The 14619-nt window shown below is 42.5% G+C and carries 12 protein-coding genes and 2 rRNA genes; 7 read left to right on the top strand and 7 right to left on the bottom strand.

The window, feature by feature from the left end; all coding sequences use genetic code 11:
* Positions 1 to 19 precede the first annotated feature (19 nt).
* The 4 genes from ADA42_RS06745 to cysK all read left to right on the top strand — a co-directional run bounded on the left by ADA42_RS06745 (position 20) and on the right by cysK (position 5018).
* Positions 20 to 2909, top strand: a 23S ribosomal RNA gene (locus tag ADA42_RS06745).
* 185 nt (positions 2910 to 3094) lie between these two features.
* A 5S ribosomal RNA gene (rrf, locus tag ADA42_RS06750) occupies positions 3095 to 3209 on the top strand.
* 185 nt (positions 3210 to 3394) lie between these two features.
* Positions 3395 to 3931 carry a GNAT family N-acetyltransferase gene (locus ADA42_RS06755; protein WP_004947656.1) on the top strand — a complete coding sequence of 179 codons (537 nt, stop codon included), beginning with the start codon at positions 3395 to 3397 and terminating at the stop codon, positions 3929 to 3931.
* A gap of 88 nt (positions 3932 to 4019) precedes the next feature.
* Positions 4020 to 5018, top strand: coding sequence for a cysteine synthase A (gene cysK, locus ADA42_RS06760; protein ID WP_004947653.1), 999 nt, complete (start codon positions 4020 to 4022; stop codon positions 5016 to 5018).
* 63 nt (positions 5019 to 5081) lie between these two features.
* Here cysK and ADA42_RS06765 read toward each other — a convergent pair whose 3' ends face one another.
* Positions 5082 to 5588 carry a lytic transglycosylase domain-containing protein gene (locus ADA42_RS06765; RefSeq protein WP_227265891.1) on the bottom strand — a complete coding sequence of 169 codons (507 nt, stop codon included), beginning with the start codon at positions 5586 to 5588 and terminating at the stop codon, positions 5082 to 5084.
* A 271-nt stretch (positions 5589 to 5859) separates the two neighbouring features.
* Between ADA42_RS06765 and ADA42_RS06770 the strand changes: the two genes are divergently transcribed.
* Positions 5860 to 6255: a DUF2007 domain-containing protein gene (locus ADA42_RS06770; RefSeq protein ID WP_004947649.1), complete on the top strand. Its 396-nt coding sequence runs from the start codon at positions 5860 to 5862 to the stop codon at positions 6253 to 6255.
* A 22-nt stretch (positions 6256 to 6277) separates the two neighbouring features.
* On the opposite strand, the gene ADA42_RS06775 is transcribed toward ADA42_RS06770, so the two are convergent.
* From ADA42_RS06775 to ADA42_RS06800, 6 genes are read right to left on the bottom strand one after another with little or no spacing between them, the layout of a single operon-like run.
* On the bottom strand, positions 6278 to 7222 hold the full coding sequence (locus ADA42_RS06775; RefSeq protein WP_048764288.1) for a phosphatidate cytidylyltransferase: 945 nt from the start codon (positions 7220 to 7222) through the stop codon (positions 6278 to 6280).
* A complete protein-coding gene (locus ADA42_RS06780) occupies positions 7219 to 7902 on the bottom strand; it encodes a lysophospholipid acyltransferase family protein (RefSeq protein WP_004947643.1) in 684 nt (227 codons plus the stop codon). The genes ADA42_RS06775 and ADA42_RS06780 overlap by 4 nt, the downstream gene beginning before the upstream one ends.
* Before the next feature lie 8 nt (positions 7903 to 7910).
* A complete protein-coding gene (locus ADA42_RS06785; protein ID WP_004947640.1) occupies positions 7911 to 8348 on the bottom strand; it encodes a hypothetical protein in 438 nt (145 codons plus the stop codon).
* Positions 8349 to 8350: 2 nt separating this feature from the next.
* Entirely contained in the window at positions 8351 to 9703 is a 1353-nt protein-coding gene (locus ADA42_RS06790; RefSeq protein ID WP_048764291.1) for a phosphatase PAP2/dual specificity phosphatase family protein, read from the bottom strand.
* A 19-nt stretch (positions 9704 to 9722) separates the two neighbouring features.
* Complete coding sequence (locus ADA42_RS06795) at positions 9723 to 11471, bottom strand: bifunctional alpha/beta hydrolase/class I SAM-dependent methyltransferase (protein ID WP_004947635.1); 1749 nt, start codon at positions 11469 to 11471, stop codon at positions 9723 to 9725.
* Positions 11472 to 11489: 18 nt separating this feature from the next.
* A complete protein-coding gene (locus ADA42_RS06800; protein ID WP_004947633.1) occupies positions 11490 to 12125 on the bottom strand; it encodes a CDP-alcohol phosphatidyltransferase family protein in 636 nt (211 codons plus the stop codon).
* 157 nt (positions 12126 to 12282) lie between these two features.
* Between ADA42_RS06800 and ybaK the strand changes: the two genes are divergently transcribed.
* Positions 12283 to 12753 carry a Cys-tRNA(Pro) deacylase gene (gene ybaK, locus ADA42_RS06805; RefSeq protein WP_004937900.1) on the top strand — a complete coding sequence of 157 codons (471 nt, stop codon included), beginning with the start codon at positions 12283 to 12285 and terminating at the stop codon, positions 12751 to 12753.
* Between the two features lie 120 nt (positions 12754 to 12873).
* Positions 12874 to 14451, top strand: coding sequence for a histidine-type phosphatase (locus tag ADA42_RS06810; RefSeq protein ID WP_048764312.1), 1578 nt, complete (start codon positions 12874 to 12876; stop codon positions 14449 to 14451).
* Positions 14452 to 14619 lie beyond the last annotated feature (168 nt).

Raw genomic sequence — 14619 nt, forward strand, 5'->3', positions numbered from 1 at the left:
CGACTGTTTGGGGTTGTATAGTCAAGTAATTAAGTGCATGTGGTGGATGCCTTGGCAGTCAGAGGCGATGAAAGACGTGATAGCCTGCGAAAAGCTCCGGGGAGGCGGCAAATATCCTTTGATCCGGAGATGTCTGAATGGGGAAACCCACTTATCATAAGATAGGTATTGCATGATGAATACATAGTCATGCAAGGCGAACGAGGGGAAGTGAAACATCTCAGTACCCTTAGGAAAAGAAATCAATTGAGATTCCCTTAGTAGCGGCGAGCGAAAGGGGAACAGCCCATTAAGTTGTGTGTGTTCTAGTGGAACGCTCTGGGAAGTGCGAACGTAGAGGGTGATATTCCCGTACACGAAAGGGCACACACAATGATGACGAGTAGGGCGAGGCACGTGAAACCTTGTCTGAATATGGGGGGACCATCCTCCAAGGCTAAATACTCCTGACTGACCGATAGTGAACCAGTACCGTGAGGGAAAGGCGAAAAGAACCCCTGTGAGGGGAGTGAAATAGATCCTGAAACCGCATGCATACAAGCAGTGGGAGCCGACTTGTTCGGTGACTGCGTACCTTTTGTATAATGGGTCAGCGACTTATATTCAGTAGCAAGGTTAACCGCATAGGGGAGCCGTAGGGAAACCGAGTCTTAATAGGGCGTATAGTTGCTGGGTATAGACCCGAAACCAGGCGATCTATCCATGAGCAGGTTGAAGGTTGGGTAACACTAACTGGAGGACCGAACCCACTGTCGTTGAAAAGCCAGGGGATGACTTGTGGATAGGGGTGAAAGGCTAATCAAGCCTGGTGATAGCTGGTTCTCCCCGAAAGCTATTTAGGTAGCGCCTCGGACGAATACCATAGGGGGTAGAGCACTGTTTCGGCTAGGGGGTCATCCCGACTTACCAAACCGATGCAAACTCCGAATACCTATGAGTACTATCCGGGAGACAGACTGCGGGTGCTAACGTCCGTAGTCAAGAGGAAAACAATCCAGACCGCCAGCTAAGGCCCCAAAATCATAGTTAAGTGGGAAACGATGTGGGAAGGCATAGACAGCTAGGAGGTTGGCTTAGAAGCAGCCACCCTTTAAAGAAAGCGTAATAGCTCACTAGTCGAGTCGGCCTGCGCGGAAGATGTAACGGGGCTAAAACTATGTGCCGAAGCTGCGGATGTAACTTTAAGTTACGTGGTAGGGGAGCGTTCTGTAAGCCGATGAAGGTGGATTGAGAAGTCTGCTGGAGGTATCAGAAGTGCGAATGCTGACGTGAGTAACGACAAAACGGGTGAAAAACCCGTTCGCCGAAAGACCAAGGGTTCCAGTCCAACGTTAATCGGGGCTGGGTGAGTCGACCCCTAAGGCGAGGCCGAAAGGCGTAGTCGATGGGAAATTGGTTAATATTCCAATACTTCTGTGTAATGCGATGAGAGGACGGAGAAGGTTAGGTCAGCCTGGCGTTGGTTGTCCAGGTGGAAGACAGTAGGCATGCATCTTAGGCAAATCCGGGGTGCTCTATGCTGAGAGTCGATAGCAAGCTAGTTTACTAGCGAAGTGGCTGATACCATACTTCCAAGAAAAGTCTCTAAGCTTCAGTTACACAGGAATCGTACCCGAAACCGACACAGGTGGTCAGGTCGAGTAGACCAAGGCGCTTGAGAGAACTCTGCTGAAGGAACTAGGCAAAATGGTACCGTAACTTCGGGAGAAGGTACGCTGTTGATGGTGATGGGACTTGCTCCCTGAGCGATTGACAGCCGCAGAAACCAGGCCGCTGCAACTGTTTATTAAAAACATAGCACTCTGCAAACACGAAAGTGGACGTATAGGGTGTGATGCCTGCCCGGTGCTGGAAGGTTAATTGATGGGGTTAGCGTAAGCGAAGCTCTTGATCGAAGCCCCAGTAAACGGCGGCCGTAACTATAACGGTCCTAAGGTAGCGAAATTCCTTGTCGGGTAAGTTCCGACCTGCACGAATGGCATAATGATGGCGGCGCTGTCTCCAGCAGAGGCTCAGTGAAATCGAAATCGCTGTGAAGATGCAGTGTACCCGCGGCTAGACGGAAAGACCCCGTGAACCTTTACTGCAGCTTGACATTGAACTTTGACCTTACTTGTGTAGGATAGGTGGGAGGCTTTGAAGATGGGACGCCAGTTCCATTGGAGCCATCCTTGAAATACCACCCTGGTAATGTTGAGGTTCTAACTCTGCCCCGTAATCCGGGGCGAGGACCATGTCTGGTGGGTAGTTTGACTGGGGCGGTCTCCTCCTAAAGAGTAACGGAGGAGTACGAAGGTGCGCTCAGCGTGGTCGGAAATCACGCGTAGAGTATAAAGGCAAAAGCGCGCTTAACTGCGAGACCCACAAGTCGAGCAGGTACGAAAGTAGGTCTTAGTGATCCGGTGGTTCTGTATGGAAGGGCCATCGCTCAACGGATAAAAGGTACTCTGGGGATAACAGGCTGATACCGCCCAAGAGTTCATATCGACGGCGGTGTTTGGCACCTCGATGTCGGCTCATCTCATCCTGGGGCTGAAGCAGGTCCCAAGGGTATGGCTGTTCGCCATTTAAAGAGGTACGCGAGCTGGGTTTAGAACGTCGTGAGACAGTTCGGTCCCTATCTACCGTGGGCGCTGGAAATTTGAGAGGATCTGCTCCTAGTACGAGAGGACCAGAGTGGACGAACCTCTGGTGTACCGGTTGTGACGCCAGTCGCATCGCCGGGTAGCTATGTTCGGAAGGGATAACCGCTGAAAGCATCTAAGCGGGAAGCCTACCTCAAGATAAGATTTCCCTAGGAATTTATTCCTCTAAAGAGCCGTTCAAGACTAGGACGTTGATAGGTTGGATGTGGAAGCATAGTGATATGTGAAGCTGACCAATACTAATTGCTCGTGAGGCTTGACTATACAACACCCAAACAGTTGTTGTATCAAGATAAATTCGATACGAATACTTGATTTAGTGAAAGCTAGAACATAAAATACCGACTCAATATTCCAATCCGTTAAACTCATTTGGTACAAAGTACGGCACATACTGTGAAATACAATCCACAGTCTAAGTAAGACCCGAAAATGTCCATAAACAGTTTGCTGGCGACAATAGCAAGAGTGAACCACCTGATCCCTTCCCGAACTCAGAAGTGAAACCTCTTCGCGCTGATGGTAGTGTGGCGTTAGCCATGTGAGAGTAAGTCATCGCCAGCTTTTAAATACGWAAGCCCCCTTAACATACGTTAAGGGGGCTTTTTTATGCCTAAATGAAAGGGAAAGAAAAAAGAATAGAAGATTAAGAAAATAAATAAAAAGTGCATATCAAATTAGAAAATACAAAATCTGCCCAGCACATCGATCACTTTACGTTATGATGAATGAAAACGGAGGGATCTTGTGTGCAGTTTAAAGTAATAAGCGCGAGCGATTTAACGCATAATCAAAGAGAGCAAATCGCAAAATTATGTTTTGAGGCTTTTGATGAAGATCCTTGGAGCCAATATGCATTTATGCAAAATGCTGTGCATGTTATTGGATCAGTAGATAATGTGATTGTGTCACATGCTTTATGGACAAAAAGAAACTTCACTGTAAATACGCTTCAGAATATTGAAACGGCATATGTTGAGTATGTCACTACCGATTTGAGTATGCGGGGTAAAGGCTATGCATCGCAGTTACTTAAGTATTTAATCCATTATTTAACTCTGAATCAGTATCCTCTTGCAGCTTTACAGCCTGAAGACGATGAGTTTTATAAAAAACTAGGTTGGTTACCATGGAAAGGTAATCTATACGTTCAAAATGGGCAGTCGTTGTACCAAACTGAAGACGTCGAGATTTTACTTTATCCATTGAATAAGGAGATTGAGGCACATCTCAAGTCACAACATCAACTTCTGTGTACAGACTGGAGAGAAGGTGAGCTTTGGTAAATGAATCAGATTTTATGATGAGATTTGACATGCTTATTTTGATTCTGAATAATGCATGAGAATCATTCCAACGCTAATAAGGATAGTTATGTCTACCGATCCACACTTCAAAACGCCTGAAAATCGTGGTGTTGCAGTTTATGCGAATAATGCTGATGCCATTGGTAATACGCCCTTAGTACGAATTAACCGTATTATTCAAACGGGTGCAACCGTGTTGGCAAAGGTAGAAAGCCGTAATCCTGCATTTTCTGTGAAATGTCGTATCGGTGCTGCACTGATTGCCGATGCTGAAAAGCGTGGTGTGCTTAAGCCGGGCATGCACATTGTGGAGCCAACAAGTGGAAATACTGGTATCGCATTGGCATTTGTGGCCGCTGCGAAAGGTTATCCAATTACACTCACAATGCCTGCAAGTATGAGTCTTGAGCGTCGTAAAGTGCTGAAAGCCTTTGGTGCGAATCTGGTTTTGACAGAGCCAGCGAAAGGTATGAAAGGTGCTGTCGATGAAGCTGTCAGACTGGCAACCGAGCAACCTGAGCTCTATTTTTTACCTCAGCAATTTGAAAATCCTGCAAATCCGAAAATTCATGAAGAAACGACCGGGCCTGAAATTTGGGAAGCCACGCAAGGTCAAGTGGATATTCTGGTAGCTGGTGTAGGAACTGGTGGTACGATTTCAGGTATTTCGCATTATTTTGAAAAAATACAAAACAAACCGATCTATTCGGTTGCAGTTGAGCCGGCAGAATCTCCAATTATCTCTCAAACCAGACGTGGTGAAGCCATCACTCCAGCTCCTCATAAAATTCAGGGAATTGGAGCGAACTTCATTCCAAAAAATCTAGATTTAGATATAGTCGATGAAGTGATCACGGTCGAGAGTGCAGATGCGATTGAGTGGGCACGCAAGTGCGCAACTCAAGAAGGGATTTTGGTGGGGATATCATGTGGTGCAGCATTGGCTGCAGCAGCAAAAATTGCTGAAAGACCAGAAAATGCTGGAAAAACAATAGTCGTGATTTTACCTGATGCGGGTGAGCGTTATTTGTCTTCTGCACTTTTTGAAGGCATGTTTGAAGAGTAATATCAAGAAGGAAGAAGCCTATGTCGGGCTTCTTCTGATTTGGGTATCGTTCAATAGGTTATACTAAAGTTCCTTTTTTAAAGTTTTTTCAAAACGTTTGACAGATCGCGCATATTTCTTAGCTTTGTGTCTTGTCCAAAAGCTCGATTTATATCCTGTTGGTCCTACATTATAGTAGGCGCTGGCTTTAAACCAACTTCCAGCCATGCTGTTATAGCGTTCTAAAATATAAGCACTACATTGAATATTGGTATATTCGTCCAACAAGTCGCCCGGACAGCTCTGTTGCCAGTAACTTGGAATAATTTGTGCCAGACCGACGGCTCCACCTGAAGAACGAGCGTAGGAATTATAATTCGACTCTTGACGAATCGTGGCTGCAATTAATAGTGGTGGTACATTATAGCGATCTGCACTTTGAATAATCATAGGTGAAATACGGTTCGCTGCATTCGGGGAAACTGAATAGGCACGCTGTAGTCCGTGAGCAAGTTTATTTGAGCGTTCGACTACGGTTCCACTGTGTGGTCCTAGTGTCGTACATCCTGTAAAAATCAGACCGATTGTCATCACACTTAAGGTTTTTAAAGAATGAATCGGATTAATAAGAAATTTATGTTTATAAGATAACTGCGTAAATAAAGCCAAGGTGACGATCTATCAGAAATACTATTGTTCTGGATAGTAGTGATAAGCACATTTGAGGTCAATATATGATAACTTTTCATAACAACATGTTGCTCGCAACAGTAAAATGATGCTTATAAGCAAAATAAGTGTTTTAACGCACGCTAAACTATGAAAGAAATTGCACTCAAGCTAATAATGTAGGACATCAAAAATGAAGTGGATGGTTATTGCGCAGTATTCATTTCCCTATGAAGCACACATTGCAAAGGCTCGACTGGAATCGGTTGGTATTCCAGCATATATTGAAAATGAACATACTATTAATATGTATTGGCTGTATTCAAATGCTTTAGGCGGGGTACGTGTTTTAGTGCCTGATGAGCAGGTAGAAACGGCACGTTATTTAATTTCTCAAGATTTTAGTCAAGATCTAGATGATGAACTGAATCTGACTTCGGTACGATGCCCAAAATGCAACAGTACGCAAATTGAGCCATTTACTCAAGGCAAAAAAGCAGCTTTCATTGCGTTTTTTGTGATCAATGTTCCATTATTTATATACAAGCACGGCATGCGCTGTAAAGCATGCCAGCACTTTTTTAATTAATATTTTGTTTGCTATTGATGCTTTAAGTCCACCAGTATCTCAAAATATGAAAGAAAATCGGCGCTGAAAAACAAACGGAGTCGATACGATCCAGCATCCCGCCATGACCTTGAATCAATTGTCCCCAGTCTTTAACACCGCGATCGCGTTTGATTGCAGACATTACCAGTCCGCCAAAAAAGCCAAAAATACATACCACTAAACCAATTGCTGCTGCCTGCCAAAGATTAAAAGGCGTTAACCATTTCATGGCCACACCTAATGCGCTCGCCAGTATAACCCCACCAATTAAACCTTCAATCGTTTTAGACGGAGATAAAATAGGCGCAACTTTATGTTTGCCAAAGAGTTTGCCGCAGACGTATTGCAGTACATCTGAAGCTTGCACCACCATAATTAACCATATTGCCAGCCAGATTTTATCTCCATGAAAGTGAATTAAATTCAAATTGAGAAGTGCGGGCACATAAGAAACACAAAAGACACAGATCATCAGACCCCATTGAATTTTTGCACTTCGCTCTAAAAAATGTTTAGTATCTTCTTGTTTTAAACTTGCAATTGGAATAAGTAAAAAGGCGTAAAGTGGTATAAAAATAGAATATAACCCATACCAATCGGTATAAACCAAGTAATACTGATATGGAATCATAAAATAAAATGAAATGAGTAGAGGGAAATAATCACCACGTCGGGTCGGCAGTAGACTAATAAATTCACGTAAAGCAAATAACGAAATGAGCCCAAACAGCACAATAAATGCAATTTTTCCAAGCAAAATAGCGGTTGCAAGTACAATCAGCATGATCCACCATGCATTAATGCGTGCATTTAAATTGTCAATCACAGGGGAGGCTTGAGTGCCAGCGCGTTGCTTTAAAACAAAACCGATACTCGATGCAATAAGCAAAACGCCTGCAAAAATAGCAAAAAGCAGATAGGTTTGATATAAATTATGCGCCATCATTGGTATTCCGCCTGTTTAAGTTTAAGCAGTTCATCTTGAGCAAGGCTTAAAAAATGGTCTTTGTCTAATGCAGAAGATACTTGCAACGGACATCCAAAAATGACGCTAGAGAGTAACGGTAAAGGAATAAATGCACCTTTTGGCATGACTCGTTTCAGGTTTGAAATCCATACGGGTACAACTTCCACCTCGGGAAATGCCTGACTTAAATGATATAAACCACTTTTAAATTCAAGTAGTTCAATATCATCGTTTAAATTACGTGTGCCTTCAGGAAAAAAGATGATCGAATAGCCTTCTTGTAACACATCTTTGACGGGCTGTAAGGGATCTTCATGATGTTCTCGTTGGCGTTTAATGGTCACACCAGAGAATGTATCTTGAATTAAAAAGCGTCTGAAACCATCTTTTAACCAGTAATCCGATGCTGCAATGGGTCGGGTTTGTCTTCGAATCGCTTTGGGTAGTGATGACCAGAGCAAAATAAAATCGATATGGCTGGTGTGATTGGCATAGTAAATTCGTTGTTTCATTTCTGGTGCACAGCCCAACCAGACACTCCGTGCACCCGTCAATAACCGTGCACTGCGACGAATAATGAGCGAAATTAAACGCGCAAAAAGTCGACTGATTGTTGAGTTTGTGCGGGTAGTAGGATCAGATTGAGCAGGTATTGTCATTTTTATCTCTATGAATAGCCAGATATCATTTGAATCAAACTCATCATTAACATAGCGTATTGCAGCACAAGAAGAACAATTTGTAGTTTAAATAATCGCTTGCATCCATTTAAACGCTCTGTCCAAGTTCGACCTGCTTTACTGTTTGGCATTAATTTTAACGCGATTAAAGCCAAATCCAGATCATGAGTTCGTTCATTTAGCATTTTGGGGTCATGCTCAGCCAAGTAAAGCAAAAGTTCTGCATCGAGTTTGACACGGATAGAGACATAAAGATGACTAAATATCAGAATAAAAATTACAGCAAAATAACCCCATATCCAGATTGTTGGCCAGAGCGCATAAAAGAAACATAAAATGCATAACACAAAAGCCACATAGCCTGCCATCAACAATGAATGGGTGCTTTGTAACACTTTTGCGAGTACAACAAACTGCATTTGCATGATTAAAACTCCAACTTTTGAGCATAGTCATGTAGACATTGCATTTGCTCAATGTTCAAACGTACCCATGGTCGCTCCGTTTGAACGATACGTAGTGCATCTTCTGGATCACGTGCAAAGTTTTGATCAATCAGCCAGGCACACAAAATAGCGGTACTGCGTGAATAACCGAGTGCACAGAAAACAAGTAATTCATAAGGTCTTTCTGCTGCTTTAGATTTTTGAACGAGATCATCAAAAATACGCACTGCATATTTTAACTGTTTGGGTTGAAGCGGAATAAGATCTAGACTGAAATATGCTTGATAATGTTTTTGTGTGTGAACAGGCAATTCCGCGCAGCAATCAAATAATGCAGTATAGTTCTTTGCCACAGATGACGTTGGTATTCTACCCAGATAAAGATTTCCAGATTGATAAGTCAAAATTTTGGAATCTTCTGGATGTTTTTTGGTCCAAAGTCGACTATTTAGCCAAGCCATTACCAAATAAGGCCCCAACAATAAAGTCGCTGCATGCGTTAAGCGACCGTTGGCTTGTTTCTGAAAAAAATGCGGTCTGACCAACAGATATGCCAATCCGACAATGGTTAAACTGACGGCAGGATAGAGCAACCAGAGTGTCCAGCTGGCATAATAAAATGCAATAAAGCTAAGCCCTAAAGCGCCAACAAGATAATAACTAGCCAGACGAATATGCCGTGATGTACGGTACTGAAGTGCATCCGCTTGATAAGGTGCTTTGACATGAAAAGGGAACAGCCAAATACATAAGGCGCCCGCCAACACACCTGTTGGAATATCGATAAAATGATGTTGCCATGTCGTCAGCACTGAAAGACCAATCAAAAAGGACCACAGATCTACGATCCATTTATATGGAGCAACTACATGCCGACGGTAGAAATCCCACAAAATAACCAGAAGCACAATATGCAAAGAGGGCGCCTGATTAAATGGCTTGTCAAACCCCATCAGCACATCAAACCAAACACCAAAAAAACCATCAAGTGCGGGCCGATCAAAGCTAAATTTAAGCGGGAAAAGTAAGAAGCAACTTACAGCAATTAGCTGTGCGGTGAATAATCTTAGCGCATGTTGTTTAAGTTCTAAGCGATTCCAGCACAATAGCAACGATAAACCATAAAATAGATCAATCGACCAATATGGAACAATCGTCCAAGGCCATAGCGGAATTTTATGCTCCCAGTCAAATATAATACTTCCAACGTAAGGGAGATTGTCCGCATATTGATTGGCAAAGCCATAACTTAAGAAAAAAAAGGGTGCTAAAAAAACTAAACAGAGAAGTCCCCATTTCCATGTGCCAGCCTGTAGTTCAAAATCTTGCTGCATACGCGTCTTTCTCTGATCTCTATTTGATTTTTTGGGCAACCGATACACTAAATATTCCAAATTCATCAATACATTGATCAATTTTTTTAAATCCGGCTTCTTCTACCAACGCATCAATTTCGGCTTGAGAACGTAAACGCATCACCCAAGCATCTCCCTGACGGTGTGAGGTGAGTGCACGAGCTATAAATTCTTGTTGAGGATGCCAGATCTGACCGGTGTAAATAAGGTAGCCTTCTTTTTCAATGGCTTGAGAAAGACCACGAAGTGACTGTCTGAGTAGATCATTATCACTAAAAAGCTCGTACAATCCAGAGACCACAGCCAAAGTGATTTTAGGCTCAATACTCGCCAGTGAGGCTTCATCAAAGGCATCACCTTGTTTAAATACTGCAATATCTTCCAAACCACGAGAGCGAATTAGTGTATTACCTGCATTTACGTTCAGTGGGCTGTAATCTCTTAAAAGCACATGGGCTGGGCGCACAGAGAGATTTTGTATAGCATCGAGAATATATCGGCCATGACCTGCGGCGATATCTAATAGCCTAAGCGGTTTTCCTGATTGATTCAGTTTTTCTGCATATTGAATAAGTAACTGCTCGATATGTTGCTTGCGTATACGAATTCCTCGCCAGCCTATGGCATTTAAATATTGTCGATCAATCAGCTTACCCAATATAGAGGTGCTTTCTGGCTGGTTGCGATAAACAAAATCAAGGGTACTTCCTGAGTCATATCCTGTATCTTCACCCAATTGAAGCCCTTTAGAAAATCGGCTGCCTATTTTTAAATTTTGCTTTGTGATCGACCAAAACCAGTGTTTCAGTGAATTACGAGGAAAAGGCGTACTTAACTGTTCAGCGGTCGCACAGCTTGGCCCGACTTTATCGGCATCTAATATATCTGGCGCGGTATAAGCGTGTGCGAAGCATTGGAGAATATAGCGGCGGATTTTATGTACCGCAATATTGCGGTGCTGCTCTCCCAAAGTATCGTGATAAAAGCCTTCAAGTATATGGAATTCTTTATTGGGATGTGCCAGCCGCTGATAGAAAAGCTGTTGAGGTTTGCGATGTACGACAAAATCTGCACCCGAACATAACACTTGGGTAGGCACAAAAATGTGTTGAGCATCGTCAACGATACGTTGAGCAGCTGCATACAACCCAAGTAACATGCGCACTGAAATTGCTTTGGCAATCTGTGGATCTTGAGCATAGTCCGTTGCACGTTCGCGGTCATGCGTGAGCATGTTGGCTTTCACATAACTGGTAATAAAAAAGTTACCTTTTATCTTGCTGAGTAATGACAAGCCTGGTTTTGCAAACGGAACATAGAGCTTAATATCAAAAGCAGGTGAGGCAAGACACAGTGCCCGAAGTGGTGGGGCATAATCATGTACCCATGTGGCAGCTAAAACAGCGCCTACACTCTGTGCCACAATGGCGATATCGGATGTTTTGATCTGATACTCAGCTTCGATATGTCGCATAAAGTATTGAATATCTTTGACACAAGCCGAAAAACTTGGTGCATCTCCACGTTCGCCGGGTGATTGACCATGTCCTCGCGCATCCCATGCAAAAAAATCAAAATCTGGAAGATTCAGCTCTTCAACCAAGTGTGCCATACGTTCAGAGTGCTCATGACCCCGATGAAATAATAAGATGGCTTTTTTTGCAGGTTGATGTGCCGCCGCCCAGCGCTGATAAAACAGGGTAGTTCCGTCATGTGTGATAAATTGATGATGACTGTTGTGATGCATAGTATTTTGTCCTGTTTATTATTTTGAATGAATTGCGTGTCGAACTCGATTGGATATCGTGAGCATTAAAAGTAAAGCCATAATACCTAAGAGGCCGTTTGCTACAGAATGAAGGATCTGCTCTGAAATGATGGAATTCAACTTACTTGCCAAAACAATCCAGAGGGCAAGAAGACTAAAACAGAATGCTCGATCACTTTTACCCATGGGGCCATCATAGCGTCGTGCTTGACCAATAAGTGGCGCCATTACACCCGCATATTCACTTAAAATAGCCATAAAAATGACCGCCACTAAAAGTATCGGCTCGATAAAACCAAACGCGATAAAGCAGCCGTAGAGCGCCGTATCGGAAATCACATCACACAGCTCGTTTAGGTAAGCACCTAGCATTGTTTGCTGGTTGAATTCTCGTGCCAACATGCCATCTATAGCATTGAAACCCATACGCACCAACATCCAGAGCGGAATGAATAACCAAATCAAATAAGGCGCTATATTTTCATGTAACAGCAAATAGGCTGCCAGAGCGACAGAAATCAGCAATGCGAGTACTGTAACTTGGTTGGCGGTTACTCCCTTGTGATAGAGCTGTTTTACCAAAGGTCGTAAAAGATTCTGAAACGCTGGTTTTAATTGATAAATTGAAGGCATTTTTCGTTTTTTTAGTTCAATCTAAAACTTATTCTTATCATTTTGACTTATAACTTACAAGCTGATGCCGAATTTAACTAAAATAGCCTAAGTAATTTTAAAATCTATATAAAAGAATTTATACTCAATTTGCTTTCAATAACTGGACTAAAACAACATGACACCTGCCTGTAAGCTTCTTAAAAATCAAAAGATTGAATTTAGTCTGCATGAATACGAACACGATCCGCAGGCTAAAAGTTTTGGTCTGGAAGCCGCCGAAAAATTGAATCTGAATGTCGAAGATGTGTTTAAAACACTCTTAGTCACCGACGACAAAAACTATTTCGTTGCGATATTACCTGTTAATCATCAGCTTAATCTAAAAAAAATTGCGTCGGCTTTGGGCTGTAAAAAATTACATATGTCGGATCCTAAAGAAGCGGAACGGCTGACTGGATATTTAGTGGGGGGGATTAGTCCGCTTGGACAAAAGAAACGACTTAAAACAGTCATTGATGCAACTGCGATCAATAAACCCAAAATTTATGTCAGTGGTGGAAAGCGTGGTTTAGACATTGGCGTTTCACCACAAGATTTGTCCAAACTTCTTGGCGCAGCATTTGCCGATTTACTCGATATCTCATGATATTTAAATGAATGTCTTTAAATGGTCGTGAAAGCTTCATTAAAATGACATCTTGACTGCGCAAAATCAGTCAACTTTTTTTAATGCCTAAACAAAATGAAAACAAGAATGCTGCTTTTGATGATCTTGACGGGGAGTGGGTTGATCGGACTGACAGGCTGTAATGACAGTTCGAATGATGATTCGACTACCACAACTTCAGTTACAACCAACACATCTGGTTATTTTCAGACCAAAACACCGTATCAGGCGCAGCAGAGCATTGCTAGCTATCAGGCAGCACCGGCTGGATTTGAGCCCGTATTTACAGAACTGGTTGCGCGTCATGGTTCACGCGGTCTATCGAGTATGAAATACGACTTGGCATTGTACAATCTCTGGAAACAGGCCAAGACAGACAATGCATTAACACCATTGGGAGAAAAGCTCGGCTCAGATATTGAAGCGATGATGAAAGCCAATATCGTCCTTGGTTACGGCGTCGAGGGAATTCGCCAACCGGGTTATGGCAATGAAACTGCACTGGGGATAGACGAGCATCGCGGGATTGCAGATCGTTTGCTGCAACGCTTACCACAGCTTTTTAATGTCTCTGCGATGGGAAATCAGGATATTCTGGTGCAAAGTTCGGGGGTAGACCGAGCCGTAGACAGTGCCAAATTTTTTAGTAATGAACTTATACGCCAAAATGCCGCTTTATCAGGCAAAATTCGTCCTGCAAGCTATACGATTTTAAATACAAGTCTTAGTCCAACTGTTCAAGATCAGGGCATCGATCGCTTCTTACTGTATTTTCACAGCTTAAATAAAGACACTGATGCAAGCGAAATCAATTCAAGCTTCAAACAACGCATTTTTGACGCCAGCATGAATTATCAAAACTTTGAAAGCAATGATCTTCAGTTACAGCAAAAGCTCAAACAACTTTCTAGTCAAACGCAAGCGCAGCAAGTTGCACTGACAGTGCTAGCTCCACTTTTTAAAGATACATTTATTCAGAAGTTGGGAACGCCAGGTTATACCTTTAGCAACACGGGCTCTTTTTCAGCCACAGCATCAGACGGCACTGTTGTTACGGAAAAAGGCAAAGGCAAGAATACCATTAGTAGTGCAGTTGATGCTGCGGCATATTTATATGAGTTATATTCGATTGCACCGGGCATGAAAAAAGAATTGGTCAATACAGATTTTGCTCAATATATGCCACGAGAAGCAGCTAAATTTTATGCGGAATATAATGATGCCAACGATTTTTATGAAAAAGGACCAAGTTTTAGCGAGTCTAATCAGGTTACGAGTATGATGGCTCAAGGCTTGAAGCAAGACTTTTTTAACCAAGTCGATGCTCTAATGAATCAACAGCAGTCACATAAAGCGGTTTTACGTTTTGCACATGCCGAAATCATCATCCCATTGGCGACTGCGTTTGAACTCAAAGGCATGATGACGCCGTTACCGCTTGTCCAAACTTATTCATACAGCAACAGCGCATGGCGTGGTGAAGATATTTCCCCAATGGCAGCCAATATGCAGTGGGATATTTATCAAAATGCGCAAGGTTATACCTTGGTCAAAATGCTTTACAACGAGAAAGAGACCTTATTTAAATCGAATTGTGACTATGCTCGCTACGCACCGAATAGCTATTTTTATGATTATCTGAAATTGAAACAGTGCTACAACATTTCAAATTTTTAACAGATTTTGCGTGGGCAGCAGTGTTTGACTGCTGTCCAATTCTTACATTTAGTTTCATAGATTTCTTATAAAAACAATATTTTCTGATTGATTTGATTAAAAATGTTGAATAATAGACTATATTTTGTTTAAAAAATAATCAAAAATGTTTCATTTATTAAGATCAGC

This window comes from Acinetobacter sp. 243_ASPC (genome assembly GCF_001054715.1).
GTDB lineage: Bacteria > Pseudomonadota > Gammaproteobacteria > Pseudomonadales > Moraxellaceae > Acinetobacter > Acinetobacter soli.

Excerpts from the sequence above, each read along its gene's own strand:
- ADA42_RS06780 (WP_004947643.1), bottom strand. The coding sequence starts at position 7,902 with ATGACAATACCTGCTCAATCTGATCCTACTACCCGCACAAACTCAACA.
- ADA42_RS06775 (WP_048764288.1), bottom strand. The coding sequence starts at position 7,222 with ATGATGGCGCATAATTTATATCAAACCTATCTGCTTTTTGCTATTTTT.
- ybaK (WP_004937900.1), top strand. The coding sequence starts at position 12,283 with ATGACACCTGCCTGTAAGCTTCTTAAAAATCAAAAGATTGAATTTAGT.
- ADA42_RS06785 (WP_004947640.1), bottom strand. The coding sequence starts at position 8,348 with ATGCAAATGCAGTTTGTTGTACTCGCAAAAGTGTTACAAAGCACCCAT.
- ADA42_RS06795 (WP_004947635.1), bottom strand. The coding sequence starts at position 11,471 with ATGCATCACAACAGTCATCATCAATTTATCACACATGACGGAACTACC.
- ADA42_RS06800 (WP_004947633.1), bottom strand. The coding sequence starts at position 12,125 with ATGCCTTCAATTTATCAATTAAAACCAGCGTTTCAGAATCTTTTACGA.
- ADA42_RS06810 (WP_048764312.1), top strand. The coding sequence starts at position 12,874 with ATGATCTTGACGGGGAGTGGGTTGATCGGACTGACAGGCTGTAATGAC.
- ADA42_RS06790 (WP_048764291.1), bottom strand. The coding sequence starts at position 9,703 with ATGCAGCAAGATTTTGAACTACAGGCTGGCACATGGAAATGGGGACTT.
- ADA42_RS06765 (WP_227265891.1), bottom strand. The coding sequence starts at position 5,588 with ATGACAATCGGTCTGATTTTTACAGGATGTACGACACTAGGACCACAC.
- ADA42_RS06770 (WP_004947649.1), top strand. The coding sequence starts at position 5,860 with ATGAAGTGGATGGTTATTGCGCAGTATTCATTTCCCTATGAAGCACAC.
- cysK (WP_004947653.1), top strand. The coding sequence starts at position 4,020 with ATGTCTACCGATCCACACTTCAAAACGCCTGAAAATCGTGGTGTTGCA.